Genomic DNA, 17,381 nt, shown 5'->3' on the forward strand with positions numbered 1-17,381 from the left:
GAGACTGAACCTCCTGACCTACGGGTGAGTTTCGATGTCCTCGGCGGCGGCAGAATTCGGGCCCGCATGTCAGGCACCTCTGTACCGGCGCTCCAGGGCACCGAGCACAAGGCCGATCTGAGGGCGCGGCCCGATGAGGTCCACGGTGCGGCGGCCCGGCTGTGCGCACGCTGGAAGGCGAGGTTCGTCGACTTCCAGCCCGAGGACGAGCAGGGCCGGGTGCTGCGCGACCGGAATCGCCCGTACGCCTCGTCCGCCGACCTCAGCGCCGAGCCGGAGGCCCCCTTGCACCGGACGGTGGCTGATCTGGCCCGAAGCGGTGAGTCCCTGCTCTTCGACACCCTGCTGCGCGGAGACGACGCACAGACTGAGACCTTCCGCTCGTATCTGCGTTCCGCGCTGTCCCTGGAAGGGCTTCGGGTGCGGTTCGATTCCGACCTGCACCTGCCCTGGTCCATGCTCTGCACCTCCGGCGACTCCAACGAGCCTGGCGCAGACCTCGACGCCCTGTTCGGACGCTTCCTCGGCCACCGCCACCAGATCGAGCACACCGGATCCGCCTATGCGTGGCTCGGCCCGCCCCGTGCCCCGCTGCTGCGGCCCGTCGTCAGTCTCAACCACGACCCCCGGGTGGGCCGCGCGACCCGGGCGGACGACGTCGCCAAGGCACTGGCCACGAACGCCACGTGCACCATCCGTACGACGTACGACGAGCTCGTACGCGACTTCGGAGACGCGGGCCTGGACGAACAGCTGACCTACTTCTGGTGCCACGGCGAGTTCCTCAGCAACGAGCCCGAACCACCCATGCTGGTGATCAGACTTGAGGACGGCATCCCCTTCGACGGGCACAGCGTCCGTGAACTGCGGGCGGCTCACCGAAACAGCCGTTTCCGGCCGCTCGTACTGCTCAACGCCTGCCACGCCGGCATCACCAGGGCGTACACGGACCAAGCGTTCTTAGGGCGGATGCTCATCGACCACGGCGCGGAAGGGGTGCTGGGACCTCAGATCGCCATGCCGCAGGCGTTCGCCGCCGAGTACGCCCTGGAGTTCGTCACCCGGTACCTGCGCGGCGGGGCAACCGCAGGCAGCATCACGAACGCACTGGCCCGGCATTTCGCCGCCCGGTACCGCAACCCCCTGGGTTTCGCTTACGGCCTGCAAAGCGGCATGGACGCCCGGCTGGACCGGGCGGCGGAAGGCGAGGCATGACTCACCCTCCTGCGATCGATACCCTCGACCTGGACGAGACCGGATGGCTGCTGGATGGCGGCTCCGGTGTGCCCGTGCCCGGCCATAGGCTGCGCGCTCACTTCGCGGAGCGCTTGAACCCGCCCGCGTGGGCAACGGACATCTTCATCTACGTGCACGGGTGGCAGACATCCCCCGCCTCTGCCGTGCGCACTGCCACGCGGCTGTTGACTCTGGCGCAGCGCAACCTCACAGCGGCGCCGGACCGCTACCCGGCCCTGACGGCCAAGGGTTACGACCCGTGGTGTGTCGTGGTGCGGTGGCCGTCCTCCAGCCGGGTCACACCCGCCGGCTACCGCCGGATCCGGGACCGGGCGCACGCCATGGGCGCCCGCGACAAAAACGGACATGCTGCCCACATCCTGGGCCGGTTCCTCGGCTACCTGGATGCCGAGCGCGCCGACCCCGCAGCCTCGCCTGTCCTGGCCAACCGCGACGGCCAGTACCTTCACCTGATCGGGCACTCCTTCGGCTGCCGATTTCTGTGCGAGGCGGTGCAGTGGGCGGCCGACGCTCGGCTCGACGACACTCTCGCCTGGAGCACGGCGGTCCACCCGACCAGCCGCCCCTTCACCGCAGACAGCATGCTGCTGTTCCAGATGGCCGCCCGGCGCGACGCGTTCCTCTCGCTCTTTCCCTACGTCCTGCCGAGCGAGACGCACGACGGTGCTCCTTTGAGCGGCCCAGTGGTGACCACCTACTCCCGCCACGACCGGGCGACTGGATTCTGGCACCTGCGCGCCGAACAACAGCCCGGCATCGGGCACTCGGGCGTCGGCCCCACCCCGGCACCTCTGTTCTCCACACGTCTGCTGCCGGTCGGCGAGCGGTACCAGCTCTCCACGCTCGACCACCGCTTCGTGAACGTTGACGCTTCCGACGTTTACGTCCGCGGCCGTCATCTCAATCCGGCGGGAGCCCACTCGGACCACGTGCACCCGGAGTCAGCCCACCTGATCCTCACGCTCGCTGACTATTCGCGCTGAGCGCCACCGGCAGGAACCAGCCGCCACGACACGTCCGGCTGCTCCCGCGAGCAGGACCGCCCGCCAGGCGCGGGCACCAGCTCGGCGCATCACGCCGGCGACTCCGGCAGCGTGGGCGGAGGCCAGCCCGCCGGAGAGGCCAGTGCCTCCCACACCAGGCGCCGGTGCACGCCTGTTTCCGCGACAACGCACGGACCAACAGCTTCTGTTGTCCCGGCGGATTCGGTCGAAAGCTCCTGCTTGGACAAGGACATCCACAGCACCCACCCTCGGCGGACCACATCCACCGTTCCCCCACAAGAGCCAGGGAGGGTCACTTCACCCCGCCACTCCCCCACATCACAAGCAAGCGATGGAGGCATAAGGATCAGATACCTGCAGTCAAGGTGCCACTTACCGAACGAGACGATCAGGAGGTCGGGGCGTGACAGTCATATCGCTCATAGGGCCCGCTCGAACGCGATCCAGACCTCGCTGTTGGCGGAGAGCTGAAAGCCGTCCCGCCGGTCGTAGGTCACCGGCAAAAGCCCTTCCGTGACCGCGACCTTCCGCAGGAACTTCAGACCCGTCCAGACCTGCGAGGGCCACTGGCTGGCGGCGAACTTCTCCGCCAAGCCCTCGTCAGCGTCATGTCGTGCGGGTGCGCACTTTTGCGGGCCTACGGTCGAGCAGCGGAGGAGACGGGGCGGTGACGCCGTGCCCCGGTGGATTGGGGGGGCAGCTCCGTTCTGCACGGCTCGAGCCGTTCGTGCGCGATGACGCGTGCCTTCGTACTGTTGCGGGTGTCGTTGAGGACGCACAGCACGAACCTGAGGTCTCGCGGCGCGGGGTGCGCCCCGGCGCGGGCCTCGTGCCCGCCGTGAGCACGCAATGCTGCTCGATGAGCGTGCGCAGCGGGCTCGGAGGGTGATCGAGGGCATGCTTCCTGTGCCCGGTGCGTCACATGCGTACCCGCGGGTGTCGCAGGGGTGCGCCGGCGGCATGAAGACTTGTGATTGCCAGACGGTAGGAGTCGAGCAGTCCCGTCTGTGCGTAGGGCACCTGGTGTTCTTGGCAGTACGCGCGGACGATCAGGTGTGCCTTGCGCAGGTGGGGAGCGGGCATGTGCGGGAACAGGTGATGCTCGATCTGGTAGTTGAGCCCGCCCAGGAGGAGGTCGAGGATGCGACCGCCGCGCACGTTGCGGGAGGTCAAGACCTGGCGACGTAGGAAGTCGGGCCGGTCCTTCCCGCTGAGCATCGGCATACCTTTGTGGTTGGGCGCGAAGATGGAGCCCAGGTACAGGCCGAACAGGCACTGGTGGACGAGGAGGAACAGCAAGGCCTTGCCCGGCGGCAGCACGAGGAACAACGCGCCGAGGTACAGCACGAGGTGAGTGATGAGCAGCAGGGCTTCGGTCCGCCGCTGTTTCAGTGCGGGGTCGTTGAGGGATCGCAGTCCAGAGGCGTGCAGGTTGAATCCCTCCAGGGTCAGCAGGGGGAAGAAGAGGTAGGCCTGCCGGCCGCCGAGCAGCCGGGGCAGCCCCTTGGCGTTCGCGGCCTGGTCAGGGTTCCAGACCAGTATGTCGGGGCGCACGTCCGGGTCGAGATCCTCGTGGTTGGGGTTCGCGTGGTGGCGGGAGTGCTTGTCCTGCCACCAGCCGTATCCCATGCCGATGCCGAGGTTGCCCAGCGCGCGGCCGGCCCGGGCGCTGGATGCGCGCCGCAGAACACCTGACGGTGCGCCACATCATGTGTCAGCAAGGCCATCTGTCCGAAAACCAACGCCATGAACGTCGCCAGGCCCAGGGTCCACCAGGTGTCGCCGAGCAGCACGAAGGCCAGCCAGGACAGGAGGTAGGCCAAGGAGACGAGAGCGATGCGTGCCGTGTAGTAACCGGGGCGGCGCCCCAGCAGCCCTGCGGCCTTGATCTTCCTGGACAGGAGCGTGAAGTCGCTCCCCTGGTCGGCTTTGGATGGTGCGAATGCGGAACTGGCCATCTGTTCGGCCTTTCGAAACTGTCCACGCATGGCGGCGGACCGAGGGCCTCGCGCGGCTTTGGTCTGCGGGCCTTTGGCAGCGCCCAAGAGGGCACAGTCGCCACCTGGCAGCCGTTGCGTTTGGGCTTGCTGCACGCCATGTCGCCGGAATCAATGAGCTGTCCGGGGCTCTGGGGACAGTGGGTGTCGAGAACCGACCCCCTACACAGAGGATAGCCGCACGCGCAAGCCCACTCAGTCGGAAATGGTGCAAATCAGGTGGGGTGGTCCAGTTCGTGCAGAGGTGTGCCGGCGGCCCAGCGGCTCAGCCCGATGCCGTCGACAAGCCGCACCCGGGGCTGGTGGCAGGCCCACAGGACATCGGCGCGATCGAACGAGCCTCGGTGGACGATGAGTTGCCGGCGCTCGCCCCCGGCGCTGGTGGTCGCCTCGGGGCAACGGGCCCCGGCGACGTTCCCCTGGCCAGGGACATCGATCGTGGTGCGGACCGTGACATCAAGCTCCCGGCCGTGGGCGTCGCGGGCGTAGAGCCGCACGCTGCTCTTCTGGGAGAGGTCGGTCACCTGCCATCCGTCCCGGCGCAGCATGCGTTCGATCGCTTTCACCAGGCCACGGCGGCCCAGACGAGAAAGCTCAGCGGGGGTATAGAAACCCAGGCGACGGTGGACCAGAACACGGCGCCCCCACCGCCACACCCCGACGCCGAAGGCCAGCACAGCGACCGCGAGCGCCAGGGCCCCCAAGCCGAACCTGCGGTACACCGTCACCACAGCAAGCGGCACACACAACAGTGCCAGCCCCAGCCCCACGAAGGCGGGCAGCACCTCGCGCAACTCCGGACCGTAGCGGCCCTGGGCACGCAGCTCAGCCACAACCCGCCGTCGAGAGTCCCGCAAGTCAGCAGCCCCAGACCACCACAACCAGCACGGCGCCAAATACCCACCGCGGCGTCTGCACCTGCTCACCGAAGCCAACCCCTCCCCCATCACCCCGCACGCCCCCTCGCGGAAAGCAATACCCCTTGACGCGCGGCGATGCCAGAGCAACCCCCGCAGACACCACCCACACGCGGCTGCCTCCGGCCCCGGGGGCCCGGGGGCAGGGGGCGCACGGCGTGCACCCGCAGCACACCATCCTGCGGGGGCCGGCATACGCGAATCAACGTGCCCTCGACGAGCGGAAGTTCTCCGTCCAGGTCGATCCAGGCCGAGCGGTGGGCGAGCCGGGGATGGACCCGGTCCCTGGACCCCCCGGAAATCCTTGCAGGGACCAGGATCACGAGGAGCCGGTCTCGCGTCCGGCGATTACTCGAACGAGCGGCTGCCTGGTCACGAAGGGCCGCCCGCGACGTGGGTCTGCTGGGGAAGTAGCCTCCGACGCATGGCCCGCCCCCTCCGCTCCCTGCACCTGACCACACGCTTCGTGGACGGACGGATCTGTGTCTACGACCTGGCCACAGGTGCCATGGGCGTTTTGTCGCCCGTCATGGCCTTTCAGCCAATCTCCGAAGACGACGTTGTGGATCACACCATCGCCACTGGCCTTCAGCACGCCTACTACACAACCCTCAACGCGCTCGTCTGCGTCGCGGCCGACGGCACCGAAGTGTGGCGTTCGAAGTTCGACCCGCAGTCAGCCCAGCAGCACGGACACCGGCCCGGCTGCATGCTGTCGTGGGACGAACGTGTGGTGTGGGTCTACCGGCCCGACGCCATGGCCGACCGCAACCGAGCTGACCAGTGGGTGGCCTTCGACGCCGAAGCCGGAACGGTCCTCGCGCAGGTGGACCTGGAAACCGTCGGACACGGCGGGCGGCAACTACGGCACCCAGCCGACGATCACGTCTTCCTCGACGTGGGCGAAGGACAGGACGGCTCGGTCACCTACCGCGCGCTCCTGGACAAGGGCCGGATTGATCTCACCCGATACCCCTGGGACGACCGATGTCTCATCGGCCTTGCACCCGACGGAAACCACTTCATGACCGTCCATCACGAGCAGACCGACGTCGCCGTCCACACCTGTCCAGACGGCGAGGTGACGTTCGCTCTCACCGTCGACGCCTTCGGACACGACCCTGAGCAGATCTTTGTGGAATGGAGCGGCGGCTACCTCAGCCCGGACACTCTGATCGTCACGCTTACCGGTGAAACCGAGGACGAGCAGGAATGGGTCCGTCATTACCGCGTCGACGCGCACTCCGGTCACGTCCGCACGGAGTTCCACGCCGGCACCAACAACCCCTACGACGTCCAGCCCCTGGGCGACGGAACCTGGCTCACTACAGATGAGTCCGGTCACCCCGTCCGCTGGACCGACTCGTAGGAGATCTCTCGACCGCTCTGACCCTGGCCTCGCGAAAAGCAGCGGGACGTTAAGGATCAAGCTTAAGAGGCCGGCCGTCCCCACAGGAACCCGTCGGTGTAGGAAAGGCATCACGGAACCCAAGGACGCCCCGCGCTGTCGGCCGCCGCGTGGGCGGTGGCGAGCTCCGCAGTCCCAAGCTCGCCGCGCGGGGTCGTTGACGAACTCCGTCCTTGTTTGAAGAACCACAAGCGGGTCGCGCCAACCCGCCGTATCGACCGGCATCTGCCGTCGGCGCTCCTCCCAGGCCCCATGGCCTCGACCGTTTGATGCGGTGGCACGGGGTGCGCCCACAAAAACTGCGCCCCGGCCAGGAACTCGTTGCGGAATGTTGCCGCGTTCGGCAGTGTCGGCCCGCCGTGGCTTGCCGTCGAACTTGACGAGCAGCACGCCGAGCGCGGAGACCGCGAAGGTCGCCGCGTCGATGCCGATCGCAGCGGCAGGACCCGCGGACGAGGCCACGAAGCCCGCGAGCGCGGGCCCCGCGACGCTGGCCACGGCGTACGTCGCATACCTATGGCCATTGGCCCTGGTGATCTGGTCCGGCTGGACGATGGCTGGCACCGCGGTCACATAGGTGACCTGGAAGAGCATCGAGAAGCAGCCCGCGATGGGGACGACGGTGTAGATCAGCCAGAGCGGCGACGCGGAGATCCACGCCAACGGGGGCAGCAGATAGAGCAGACAGCGCGCCCCGTCGGCGAGCGTCAGCAGCCGTCTGCGGTCGAAGCAGTCGGCGACGACACCGGCGAACAGGCCGACCAGGACCGACGCGACACCGGTGAGCCGGTGACGAGGCCCATTTGAAGGACCAATCCCGTGGTGTGGAGCACCAGCAACGGCAAGGCGACATACGAGAAGGAGTCACCGAACGCGCAAAGAGTCCGAACGCGCAGGAAAATTCTATACGCGGGGTTGCTCCATAGCGAGGGCGCCGCCCTCCGCACCCGTCGGCCGTGCCCGATCCTGCTCCTCGGACAGTTCATCTGACGGCACCGGTTCCCCAGTCCGGATCTGCCGGCGGGCAGCGAATTCCAAGCCCACGAGGGCGTCAAGGTCGGCCAGAGCGTGGCGACTTGATGCCCCGCTGCACGCCCGCCCGCGTCGACGCCTCGCACTCCCCCAGCCACGCCCAAATTAGCCATCTTGCGCTGAGCGGACGCCTCTCGTCCGCGCTTCGCCTTGCCGGCCCGCGTTCCGGTGCGGGCATCCGGTCACCAGGTGAGGGCTCTCTGTGCTGCGGAAACTCGGACAGCACACTACTGGGCGACTCAGTGCGCGGCCGACTGCTGCGCGTGTTCACGTCGCGCTCACATCTTCTTCACTGATCTGAGCATGGCTTTTTCGCCAACGTCGCCACGGCGTGGCGTACTTGACAAAGCGTCATGATCGTTTGGTGTTACGATCACGGGCACATGCCACGTGGACTTTTTCCTCGGCTTGGCTACAGCCAGGGGGCTCTCCGGGTGGTGAAGGCTGCCCACGTCGAGAGTCCGCATGGATAGATTCCGAGAGCTGGACTCCAGCCGCTCAAAGAGAGTCACATGACAATTTTGCAGGATCCGACGGTCTGGGCACTTGCTGCCGGCGTCCCTGTCGCCACCATGGTGGTCGTTCGCCAGCGAAAAACGACTGAGTCGTTGCGCCGTCAGAAGCGGGGCCTCGAAAGCGATCTGACCGAACTTCAGGGCAGCCACACTCACCTCCAATCCACCATCACAGAGCTCCGCAGGGGCTACGACGAGGTGGTCCGACAGGCAAAGGAAGAGGCGGAGAACGCCACCAATACCGTACTGAAGTCTGCGATGCAGACCCTCCAGGGCCTCGCGGCGGAACAGCAGCGGGCCATCTCCGGGCTGCAGAAGAAGTACGGCGATTCGGCCGTGCTACGAGATCTGCTGGACATCGACCACATGAACTCGCAGTTCAACCGGCGTGCACAGTCCATTGCCGTGCTCTGCGGCGGGTGGCTCGGCCGGCAGCGGGATGCGGCATCCATCTACGACGTGATCCGCGCAGCTCAGGGCCGTATCCGGCACTATCAACGCATCGACATCGCCTCGCGGGTGGACATCGCGGTGACCAGCCGTGCCGTCGAACCGGTCGCGCTGACGGTGGCCGAACTGCTCGACAACGCCACCAGCTATTCGGCGCCGTCTTCCATGGTCGACGTCGAAGTGCGGACGGTGCCCAAGGGCATGTGCATCGTGATCGACGATGCAGGCGTCGGGATGAGCGAGGAAGAGAAGACGGCCGCCACAGCTCTGCTGTCCAGTGAGTCCGCGGTGAGCGTCTCCGAACTCGGCAATCCTCCCGCGTTCGGTTTCGCAGTGATCGGTGCGCTGTGTGCGCGCTTCGGGTTCACGGTCACCATCGACAGCACTTCTCCCTACGGCGGCGTCCGAGCGGTGGTGATGGTGCCGAAGGAGTTGCTGACCGACATGCCGGAACCCGCGAGGCCCGCCGCAACGCAAGGAGCCAACGCGGGCACAGGGGAAAGCGGTTCGGCTCCCGCGACGACAGCGGGCGACCTGCCCCGGCGACAGAACAAACGCCGCGCCATGGCACTCGTGCCGGACAGCCAGCCCGACGAAGAGACTGCGCCGCCGGCCAGGTCGGCGGAGGCACGGGTGGCGGCCATGGGCGCATTTCAGCGCGGCACTCTCAGCGGCCGAAGTGCGGGGGTACCGGCCGCCGAACGCGACACTCCTGCCGATACACACGAAGGATTCGATGCCCCGTGAGCGACGACCTGTCCTGGATGCTCGAGGACGCGCTGGCGATTCCCCATGCCCTGCACGCGGTCCTGATCTCTGCTGACGGCCTGCAGATGTCCCGCACCGCGGAGATCGGCCGGGACGACGCCGACAAGGTGGCCGCCGCCGTGAGCGGACTGCAGTCGCTCAGCCGGTCCGTCGGATTCTTCTGTGGAGACGACGGCACGACCTGGCGCCAGACGCTCATCGAGTTCGACGGGGGCTGGGTGTTCCTGAATGCCGCAGGAGGTGGCTCCTACCTCGCCGTGGCAGCGTCCGCCGACGTCGACATGGGAGACATCACGTATCGGATGCAGCAGCTGGTCAGCCGACTGGGCAAGGCCATGTCGACCGGCCGCCGCACCGACACGGTCACCTCATGACGGATCCGGACCGTACCGAGCCCGAGCTCGTGTCCGAGGCCGGAGAATTAGTCCGGCCCTATGTCATCACCCGTGGGCGTGACCTACTCGACGAGGGCGCGTTCGCCCTCATCACTCTCGTCACGTCATCCACCGATGATCAGCAGCGCTCCCAGCGGCTCTCGCCCGAGGAGCAGCAGATCCTGGAGATGTGCTCCAGCGGCTACCTCTCGGTCGCAGAGATCGCCGCCCATTCTCAACTGCCTCTGGGTGTCGTCAAGGTGCTGCTCAGTTCCCTCGCCGAGGGGGGCTATCTGGTCACCCGTGCGCCGGTGCCCTCGGCTCGTCTCGCCAACAAGGCCTTGCTTCAGGAGGTGCTCGATGGTCTCAAGGCTCTCTCTGTCTGAGGACGCCTACGTGCGCAGCGGTGCACAGCAGACTGCGGTGAAAATCCTGGTCGTTGGGCACTTCGCCGTCGGCAAGACCACTTTGATCGGCTCGCTCTCCGAGATCGCGCCACTGTCCACCGAGGAGCAAATGACGAGCCTCTCGGAGAGGGTCGACGACCTCAAGGGAGTGCAGGGGAAGACCACGACTACGGTCGCCCTGGACTTCGGTCGCCTGACCCTCAGCGAGCGCATCGTGCTGTATCTGTTCGGGTCACCGGGCCAGCAGCGGTTCGTCAATCTGTGGGACGACATGGCCCGCGGAGCGCTGGGCGCCCTGGTCCTGGTGGACCCCGAGCGACTGGCCGACAGTTTTGAGGTCATGGATCTGGTCGAGAGCTACGGCCTCGACTTCGCCGTGGCCCTCAACCAGTTCGACGGCAGCGCGGTACACACCCCCGAAGCAGTCCGGGAGGCGCTCGACCTGCTGCCCGACACCCCGGTCGTCACCATCGACGCGCGCGACAAAGCGTCGTCCGTCAACGCCCTGATCACCATGGTCCGCTATCTGCAAGAGCGCGCCGCCCTGGAGCACGCATGACAACCCCACCCGTACCTCCGCCCGGCTGCCCCGCACACGGCAGTGGGCAGCGCATATCCCTTGACACCCCGGAGTTCGCCGCCAACCCGCACGCGTACTACCGTTACATGCACCAGCTCGGCCCCACGGCGCCGGTCACCATCGCGCCCGGCGTGGAGGCCACCCTGGTCACCGACTACAACGCGGCTCTTGAGCTGTTGCAGGATCCCACTACCTTCCGCAAGGACGCGCGCCGCTGGCGTGCACTGAACGAGGGCCTCATCCGCCCCGACAGCCCGGTCCTGCCGCTGCTCGCCTACCGGCCGAACTGCATGTTCACCGACGGCGCCGAGCACGTGCGACTGCGGCAGGCCATCACCGAGAGCTTCGCCCGCGTCAGCAACAGCCGGCTGAGCCGCATCGTCAACCAGGCCGCCCAGTTCCTCATCAACCAGTTCAGCGCTCGCGGCAGTGCCGACCTTCTCAGGGACTACGCGCAACAGCTCCCCCTGTACGTCTTCAACGAACTCTTCGGCTGCCCGCCGGAGATCGGCGACCGAGTCCTGTTCGGCATCTCCGGCATGTTCGACGGCGTCAACGCCGAGCAGGCCAGCCAGGTCCTGCTCCAGGCGGTGGGCGAGCTGGTGGCACTCAAGCGCGCCCAGCCCGGGGAAGACATCACGTCCTACCTGATGCAGCACCCGGCACAGCTGACCGACGAGGAACTGGCGCACACGCTGGTGCTGCTCCTCGGCGCGGGCGGCGAACCGGAAGGCAACCTCATCGGCAACGCCTTCTACACGATGCTGACCGTTGAGGAGTACGCGCGCAACGGGCAGTTCGACAAGGCCCTCGACGACACCCTGTGGCGCAACGCGCCCATGTCCAACTACGCGCCGCACTACCCGGTCTCCGACACAGACGTAGCCGGCGACAAGGTCCGCGCCGGTGAGCTGGTCCTGGTGTCCTTCGGTGCCGCCAATACGGCGCTCGCGGACCAGGGGGCCGACACCCGCGGTCACCTGGCCTGGAGCGCAGGCCCGCACGCCTGCCCGTCCAAGGAACCGGCCAGGCTCATCGCCCTGACCGGCCTGGAGGCTCTGTTCAACGCGCTGCCGGACGTTGAACTCGCGGTCCCCTCAGACAGCCTCGCCTGGCGACCCGGCCCCTTCAACCGAGCTCTGGCCAGCCTGCCCGTCCGCTTCGGTGCGGTCACCCCGCGCCCCGCGGCCGCGCCTGAGCCGACGGCCACGTCCCCCCGCCACCAGGCGCACCCTCCCCTGGCGCCCACCCCCGCGCCCGCGGAGCCACAGGCCACCGGCAAGCCGGCGCGCTGGAGCAGCTTCGTGAGGTGGCTAACAGGCCAGTAGCCGGTGCACCCCCTGTGATGTAGGCGACACGGGCAGTTGTTGTAGCCTGCATGAAAGATCAACTGCTGGGGTAGGAACGCGCGGAGTGTCTGGAGTGACACGAGATGAAGGAGAGGCAGTGAACCTCGCAACCTCCGCGCCCCGTTCCGCAGGTAACCGGACGGGCCAACGGCGCACCACATCCAGCAGCAGGTACTCGTGCGGGTGCGACGACCCCGAAAAGGCGCAGGGCCGAATACCCGCGGCTTACGACGGATCGGCCCTGGTCTCCCGCCTCGTTGGCGCAGCACGTCCCCGTACCTCCGCGCCATGCAGAGGCTTGTTGCGCAGTGCCGTGCGAGGAACGCGATGATGTCCCTGCCGGAGGCGGGCATAGCGGCAGACGAACCCGGTAAGGCCACGCTCGGCGATCACGTGCTGGGTCAACTACAGCGCCTCGGCGCCGCGGTGGGCCTGAGCGAGGCGGACACCGCGCTGTACGGGCAGGTCCTGCTCGACTCCCTCGCCGACTCCGCCCGGCGACCGTTGTCTCTGCCCCCGGCGTCGCCCAGCTTCCTCTCCGACGACCACACCCCCGTCGAGTTCTCCCTGGCCTGCACGTCGGACGCCCCGGCACTGCGGGTGCTCGTGGAGCCCGGATGGACCCACGAGGACATGGGCGACAGCGGCCGCGCCGGACTCGAGACCATCCACGCGATGGGCGCCCGCTGGAACTTTTCCACCAGTCAACTCGACGCCCTGCACGACTTGTTCCTCCCCGCTACAGCCGAGGGGCCGCTGTCACTGTGGTACGCGCTCGATCTGCGCGCGGGAGGGGTCCCCGGCGTCAAGGTCTATCTGAACCCCTCCGCCTCCGGACCCGAGCGCGCTGCACACACCGTGCAAGAGGCGTTACGCCGACTTGGCTACGCCAAGGCCTTCGCGCAGCTTCCCCCCGCGGCGGGCTATCCGTTCCTCGCACTGGACCTGGGCTCCTGGGAGTCACCTCGCGTCAAGGTCTACGTGAAGCACCCACGTATGTCGGCCGACGACGCCTGCGCGCTCAGCCATGCCTCTGGGGCAGCAGCGGCAGACATCCGCCACTTCTTCCACGCGGCCGCCGGCTCCCTCCCGCCATCCGGGCAGCACGGGGACGGTACGCCGCGCCTGCTGCGGCGGTCCGCGCTCACCTGCCACTCCTTCACCGAAGGCGACAGCGACCCCAGCGGCTTCACGCTCCACATCCCCGTCCGTGACTACGTGCGCGACGACGAGGAGGCCCTCGACCGGGCAACCGCCCTGCTGACCCGGTTCGGCATGGATCCCACGGTCCTGCGCCGGAGCCTGCGCGCTCTCACCCAGCGACAGCTCACCGACGGTGTGGGGCTGATCGCCTACCTCGCTCTCGTATACGAGCGAAACCGGCAGCCCCGCATCACGGCCTATCTGTCCTCTGAGGCCTATCTGACCAGGGCGCCGACAGAGCAGTACGCGCAAGTCGGCCTGTTGGCTGCACAACGCGCCCAGAGCGCTCTGAACTCCGCTCGCACGGCCGCCGGTCATGCCATCCCGCACACCGCACCAAAGGAAGTTTCGTGGAACCGTATCGCATCAAAGTTGTAGAACCGATCGCGTTCACCACCCGAGCGGAGCGCGAGGCCGCGCTGAAGCGGGTCGCCTACAACCCCTTCGATCTGCGTGCCGACGAGGTCACCATCGACCTGCTGAGCGACTCGGGTACCGGTGCCCTCTCCGCGGACCAGCTCGCCGCGGGCATGCACGGCGACGAGTCCTACGCCGGCAGCCGCAGCTACTACCGGTGGCACGAGGTCGTCTCCGAACTCACCGGATATCCCCACATCCTGCCGACACACCAGGGGCGCGCCGCCGAACGCATCCTGTTCTCCGCCCTGCTCAAGCCCGGCACGAGCGTGCTGTCCAACACCCACTTCGACACCACCCGCGCCAACGTCGAACTGACCGGCTGCCAGGCCTACGACTTGCCCTGCGCCGAGGCGAAAGACCTCGACAGCGATTACCCGTTCAAGGGCAACATCGACCTGATCGCCCTTGAGCATGCGTTGGAGAGCGCGCATCAAGCGCCCGTGGCGGCCGTGCTGATGACCATTACCAACAATGGTGGCGGTGGCCAGCCGGTCAGCATGGAGAACCTGTACCGGACCGCCGAACTGTGCCGCCGCCACGACGTCCCCCTGATCCTGGATGCCGCGCGTTTCGCGGAGAACGCCTGGCTGGTGATCCAGCGCGAGCCCGGCTACGCCAACCGCACCCCCCGGCAGGTCGCCGAGGAAGCCTTCCGCCTTGCGGACGGCTGCGTCATGAGCGCGAAGAAGGACGGCATCGTCCACATCGGCGGCTTCATCGGTCTCAAGGACCCTGAACTCTCCGAGAAGTGCGCGGGCCTGCTCATCGCCACCGAGGGCTTCACCACCTACGGCGGCCTGGCCGGCCGTGACCTCGACATGATGGCCCGCGGACTTGTGGAAGTCACCGAACCGGCCTACCTCGCCGAACGCGCCGACATAGCCGCCTACCTCGCCGCGCGCATCCGCGAGGCCGGAGTCGACATCGTGGAGCCGGCAGGCCTGCACGCCCTCTACGTCAACGCCGGGCGGCTGTTGCCCCACATCCCCCCGCACGAGTACCCGGGCACCGCACTGGTCTGTGAGCTCTACCTACGCGGAGGCATCCGCTCGGCGGAGTTGGGCAGCCTGTACCTCGGGGAAGAGGACGAACAAGGCAACTCCATCAAGACCGCACCTTATGAACTCGTGCGGCTGGCACTCCCCCGTCGGGTCTACTCCCGCAGCCACTACGATCATGTCGCCGCCACCCTGGCCGACATCGCCAAAAACCCCGAATCTGTGCACGGCTACCGCATCGTGGGTCAGTCGCCGATCCTTCGCCATTTCAGCATCAAGCTGGAGCCCGTGCAGTCCGGCGGCTGATCTCTCCTCGACACGTCGCGTCGCGCAAGAGTGGGGCCGGCAGCGCCGGCTCCCACTTCTTGAGCTTGACTCTGTCGGGGATTTTGGAGTTTCCCGGTACGGCAGCAGGGACTGACACGAAAATAGAGTCAGTCGTGCAGGTCAGCCCGCTTTGATGGGTTCGAAGCGGATGGTCAGTCCGAGGCTGTTGGCTTCTTTGAGCATGCGGCGCATGGCACGTCCGGGGGTGCGTTTGGAGAAGTAGTCGGCGCCGAGTTCGTGGTAAGGAGCCTCGTCGTGCAGGACGTGCCAGATGGCGATGGCGAGCTTGTGCACTCCGGTCCTGCGAGAGCTGGGAATCGGCCTGGTTCCGTACTCGCCGCTCGGCCGCGGCTTCCTCTCCGGCGTGGTCAAACCCGCCGCCGAGTATCCCGAGTACGACATGCGCCGCTGGGACGAGCGCTGGCAGCGCGAGAACAACGTCTACAACCTGAGCGCAGCCGAGCAACTCCGAAAGCTCGCCGCCACCAAGGGCATCACCCCCGCCCAGCTCGCCCTGGCCTGGCTACTCGCCCAGGGCGAGGATGTCGTCCCAATCCCAGGCACCCGCAGCGCCACACGTCTGGAGGAGAACGTCGGCGCCACCGACGTAGAACTCACCGAGGCCGACCTGGCCCGTGTCCGGGAAGTCCTCCCCCAGGGCTCCGCAGGCAGCCGCTACCCGGCCTCGGTGATGGCCGGCTTCCGCACCGACTGACAGCCCGTACTCCAATGTCCGGCCGTACGCGCTCCAGCCACTGATCGGCGGGACAACGCAAGCCAAGAGAAGTGGACCAGTGACGGAGAGCGAAAGGGCGATATCTCGCCACGATGCCGGGTATCGACCAACGATTGACCCTGGCATTGGGCGCTCGACCGCCCCGCGTCGCACGCGGGTACTGGTCTGGCTGGCTGGCCAAGTAGACCGCGCACTGCCACCAAGAGACTCAGCGTGAGTTTTGACCCCGGGCCAGCCTGTCGGCCCCGTCTCCGTGGTGTGCACTGCCGGTTCCGCCCGGCTCAGGCAGATGACGAGAGGTCCTGAAACGGCATGGGGCCATCGGGCTGCCCTGCAGGTGTTCCATAGCCTCTTCCTCCGGGGCCCGAGGTGTGTGCGGCTCCGGGCGGGTTCCGCTCGAGCGAGGTTCACGACTCAGGTTGAAGTTTCCCGGGCAGCTCCGCGACAAGGTCGCGGACGTACGCCTCATCCGTACCGGGGATCGAGAAGACCACCCTGAAGTAGAGCGGCGCAATGATCCGGTCCAGCACCTGCTCCAAGGACGGGGGTGCTTCGCCGCGCTCCCGCGCCGCGTCGAGGACCGGGCGGAAGCGCTCGCTGACCCTGCGCAGGCATTCACGCAGTCCGTCGTGGCGCTCGTCGACATCGGGCGCGACCTCGGCGCGGAAGAACGCGATGCCACCGGGGCGGGAGAGCTCCGCCAGCGTCCAGACCGCCTGATTCTCCAGGTCGGTGCGTAGGTCGCCGACGAGCGGGGGCGCGCCGACCTCGCCGCGGTGCTTGGCGACGTCGGCCAGGAGCGCGGCGAGCGTACCCCAACGGCGGTAGAGGGTACTGGAGTTGACCCCTGCGCGCTGGGCCACTGCGGGGAGGGTTACCTGGTCGGCGCCGACCTCGCCCACCAGCGCGACCGCGGCGCTGTGCACGGAGGCACGGACGCGGGCGCTTCGGCCGCCGGGCCGCTTCGTCGATGCGTCTGCGTTCACCCCTCCACCCTAAAGCAAAGAGTTGCGCCTTAGCGGTCAGGGGACTTACGGTCACACTAAAGCGGAGATCACCGCTTTAGTGTTGTGAAGGGAATGCCATGTCCACCAACGAAGCCCCCCTCGCCCTCGGGCGCACCTTCCACCAGGCCCTTGTCTCGGGCGACTGGGGCGGCATCCGGGCCCTGCTGCACGACGACGCCACCTGGACCCTGCCCGGCGACAACACCATCTCCGGCACAGCCGACGGCGCCGACGCGGTGGTGGAGCGCGCTCAGCTGATCGCCTCGTACGGCCTCGACTTCGAGCTGCTGCATCTCCTGGTCAGCAGGGAGAACATGGCTCTCTCCCTGCACAACACCGCGCACCGGGAGGACGCCGTGCTGGACGAATACCTGGCCACGGTCTGCCGGCTCCGCGACGGAAAGATCGCGAGTATCGAGACCTATCTTTCCGACGTGCCCGGGATGAACGCCTTCTTCGTCTGACGCCTCCCGGCTCGGGCTCTGACCTTCGACCGGCTCCTCGCTCCAGCGCGACTATGCCTCGGCTCTCCCGTCGTCTGTCTGAGCCGGGCGGGATCGGCGGCGGATACGCGGATACGGGGCGAGCAAGTCGCCTGCGGTTATAACTCAAGGTCAGATCCTGTTTCTGGA

At 67.4% G+C, this 17,381-nt stretch carries 15 protein-coding genes and 3 pseudogenes; 12 read left to right on the plus strand and 6 right to left on the minus strand.

Annotation, left to right across the window (positions count from 1 at the left end):
* The first annotated feature begins 66 nt into the window (after nt 1-66).
* Both ACWD02_RS05495 and ACWD02_RS05500 read left to right on the plus strand, forming a co-directional pair.
* Nucleotides 67-1,215 carry a CHAT domain-containing protein gene (locus ACWD02_RS05495; RefSeq protein ID WP_451204749.1) on the plus strand — a complete coding sequence of 383 codons (1,149 nt, stop codon included), beginning with the start codon at nt 67-69 and terminating at the stop codon, nt 1,213-1,215.
* Nucleotides 1,212-2,240 carry a hypothetical protein gene (locus ACWD02_RS05500; RefSeq protein ID WP_451204751.1) on the plus strand — a complete coding sequence of 343 codons (1,029 nt, stop codon included), beginning with the start codon at nt 1,212-1,214 and terminating at the stop codon, nt 2,238-2,240. Before ACWD02_RS05495 ends, ACWD02_RS05500 begins: the two co-directional genes overlap by 4 nt.
* 440 nt (nt 2,241-2,680) lie before the next feature.
* Here ACWD02_RS05500 and ACWD02_RS05505 read toward each other — a convergent pair whose 3' ends face one another.
* The 3 genes and pseudogenes from ACWD02_RS05505 to ACWD02_RS05515 all read right to left on the minus strand — a co-directional run bounded on the left by ACWD02_RS05505 (nt 2,681) and on the right by ACWD02_RS05515 (nt 5,052).
* Nucleotides 2,681-2,854 (minus strand): hypothetical protein, encoded by a 174-nt coding sequence (locus tag ACWD02_RS05505; RefSeq protein ID WP_451204753.1) that lies wholly within the window; start codon nt 2,852-2,854, stop codon nt 2,681-2,683.
* 325 nt (nt 2,855-3,179) lie between these two features.
* A pseudogene (locus ACWD02_RS05510) lies at nt 3,180-4,219 on the minus strand (fatty acid desaturase family protein).
* Nucleotides 4,220-4,473: 254 nt separating this feature from the next.
* A complete protein-coding gene (locus ACWD02_RS05515) occupies nt 4,474-5,052 on the minus strand; it encodes a hypothetical protein (RefSeq protein WP_451204755.1) in 579 nt (192 codons plus the stop codon).
* 589 nt (nt 5,053-5,641) lie between these two features.
* Here ACWD02_RS05515 and ACWD02_RS05520 point away from each other — a divergent pair.
* On the plus strand, nt 5,642-6,544 hold the full coding sequence (locus ACWD02_RS05520; RefSeq protein WP_451204757.1) for a hypothetical protein: 903 nt from the start codon (nt 5,642-5,644) through the stop codon (nt 6,542-6,544).
* A 405-nt stretch (nt 6,545-6,949) separates the two neighbouring features.
* Here the strand turns inward: ACWD02_RS05520 and ACWD02_RS05525 are convergent.
* Nucleotides 6,950-7,399: pseudogene (locus tag ACWD02_RS05525) on the minus strand (MFS transporter); the annotation flags it as partial.
* Nucleotides 7,400-8,127: 728 nt separating this feature from the next.
* Here ACWD02_RS05525 and ACWD02_RS05530 point away from each other — a divergent pair.
* The 7 genes from ACWD02_RS05530 to ACWD02_RS05560 all read left to right on the plus strand — a co-directional run bounded on the left by ACWD02_RS05530 (nt 8,128) and on the right by ACWD02_RS05560 (nt 14,985).
* Nucleotides 8,128-9,327, plus strand: a complete 1,200-nt coding sequence (locus ACWD02_RS05530; RefSeq protein WP_451204759.1) for an ATP-binding protein — start codon at nt 8,128-8,130, stop codon at nt 9,325-9,327.
* A complete protein-coding gene (locus tag ACWD02_RS05535) occupies nt 9,324-9,722 on the plus strand; it encodes a roadblock/LC7 domain-containing protein (protein WP_451204761.1) in 399 nt (132 codons plus the stop codon). Before ACWD02_RS05530 ends, ACWD02_RS05535 begins: the two co-directional genes overlap by 4 nt.
* Nucleotides 9,719-10,108 carry a DUF742 domain-containing protein gene (locus tag ACWD02_RS05540; RefSeq protein WP_451204763.1) on the plus strand — a complete coding sequence of 130 codons (390 nt, stop codon included), beginning with the start codon at nt 9,719-9,721 and terminating at the stop codon, nt 10,106-10,108. The genes ACWD02_RS05535 and ACWD02_RS05540 overlap by 4 nt, the downstream gene beginning before the upstream one ends.
* The gene (locus ACWD02_RS05545) at nt 10,083-10,688 is read left to right on the plus strand and encodes a GTP-binding protein (protein WP_363213270.1); all 606 of its coding nucleotides are present in this window, start codon (nt 10,083-10,085) and stop codon (nt 10,686-10,688) included. Before ACWD02_RS05540 ends, ACWD02_RS05545 begins: the two co-directional genes overlap by 26 nt.
* Entirely contained in the window at nt 10,685-12,037 is a 1,353-nt protein-coding gene (locus ACWD02_RS05550; protein ID WP_451204765.1) for a cytochrome P450, read from the plus strand. Before ACWD02_RS05545 ends, ACWD02_RS05550 begins: the two co-directional genes overlap by 4 nt.
* A gap of 309 nt (nt 12,038-12,346) precedes the next feature.
* Complete coding sequence (locus ACWD02_RS05555) at nt 12,347-13,639, plus strand: tryptophan dimethylallyltransferase family protein (RefSeq protein ID WP_451204767.1); 1,293 nt, start codon at nt 12,347-12,349, stop codon at nt 13,637-13,639.
* On the plus strand, nt 13,612-14,985 hold the full coding sequence (locus ACWD02_RS05560; RefSeq protein ID WP_451204769.1) for a tryptophanase: 1,374 nt from the start codon (nt 13,612-13,614) through the stop codon (nt 14,983-14,985). Before ACWD02_RS05555 ends, ACWD02_RS05560 begins: the two co-directional genes overlap by 28 nt.
* Before the next feature lie 141 nt (nt 14,986-15,126).
* On the opposite strand, the gene ACWD02_RS05565 is transcribed toward ACWD02_RS05560, so the two are convergent.
* A complete protein-coding gene (locus tag ACWD02_RS05565) occupies nt 15,127-15,300 on the minus strand; it encodes a hypothetical protein (RefSeq protein WP_451204771.1) in 174 nt (57 codons plus the stop codon).
* Nucleotide 15,301: 1 nt separating this feature from the next.
* Between ACWD02_RS05565 and ACWD02_RS05570 the strand changes: the two are divergent.
* Nucleotides 15,302-15,721, plus strand: a pseudogene (locus ACWD02_RS05570) (aldo/keto reductase); the annotation flags it as partial.
* Between the two features lie 428 nt (nt 15,722-16,149).
* On the opposite strand, the gene ACWD02_RS05575 reads toward ACWD02_RS05570, so the two are convergent.
* Nucleotides 16,150-16,728, minus strand: a complete 579-nt coding sequence (locus tag ACWD02_RS05575) for a TetR/AcrR family transcriptional regulator (RefSeq protein WP_451204773.1) — start codon at nt 16,726-16,728, stop codon at nt 16,150-16,152.
* Between the two features lie 98 nt (nt 16,729-16,826).
* On the opposite strand from ACWD02_RS05575, the gene ACWD02_RS05580 reads away from it, so the two are divergent.
* Nucleotides 16,827-17,213: a nuclear transport factor 2 family protein gene (locus tag ACWD02_RS05580; protein ID WP_451204775.1), complete on the plus strand. Its 387-nt coding sequence runs from the start codon at nt 16,827-16,829 to the stop codon at nt 17,211-17,213.
* The last annotated feature ends 168 nt before the right edge of the window (nt 17,214-17,381 follow it).

This window comes from Streptomyces sp. NPDC002853 (genome assembly GCF_053591915.1).

Excerpts from the sequence above, each read along its gene's own strand:
- ACWD02_RS05530 (WP_451204759.1), top strand. The coding sequence starts at position 8,128 with ATGACAATTTTGCAGGATCCGACGGTCTGGGCACTTGCTGCCGGCGTC.
- ACWD02_RS05550 (WP_451204765.1), top strand. The coding sequence starts at position 10,685 with ATGACAACCCCACCCGTACCTCCGCCCGGCTGCCCCGCACACGGCAGT.
- ACWD02_RS05495 (WP_451204749.1), top strand. The coding sequence starts at position 67 with ATGTCAGGCACCTCTGTACCGGCGCTCCAGGGCACCGAGCACAAGGCC.
- ACWD02_RS05545 (WP_363213270.1), top strand. The coding sequence starts at position 10,083 with ATGGTCTCAAGGCTCTCTCTGTCTGAGGACGCCTACGTGCGCAGCGGT.
- ACWD02_RS05540 (WP_451204763.1), top strand. The coding sequence starts at position 9,719 with ATGACGGATCCGGACCGTACCGAGCCCGAGCTCGTGTCCGAGGCCGGA.
- ACWD02_RS05500 (WP_451204751.1), top strand. The coding sequence starts at position 1,212 with ATGACTCACCCTCCTGCGATCGATACCCTCGACCTGGACGAGACCGGA.
- ACWD02_RS05555 (WP_451204767.1), top strand. The coding sequence starts at position 12,347 with ATGCAGAGGCTTGTTGCGCAGTGCCGTGCGAGGAACGCGATGATGTCC.
- ACWD02_RS05580 (WP_451204775.1), top strand. The coding sequence starts at position 16,827 with ATGTCCACCAACGAAGCCCCCCTCGCCCTCGGGCGCACCTTCCACCAG.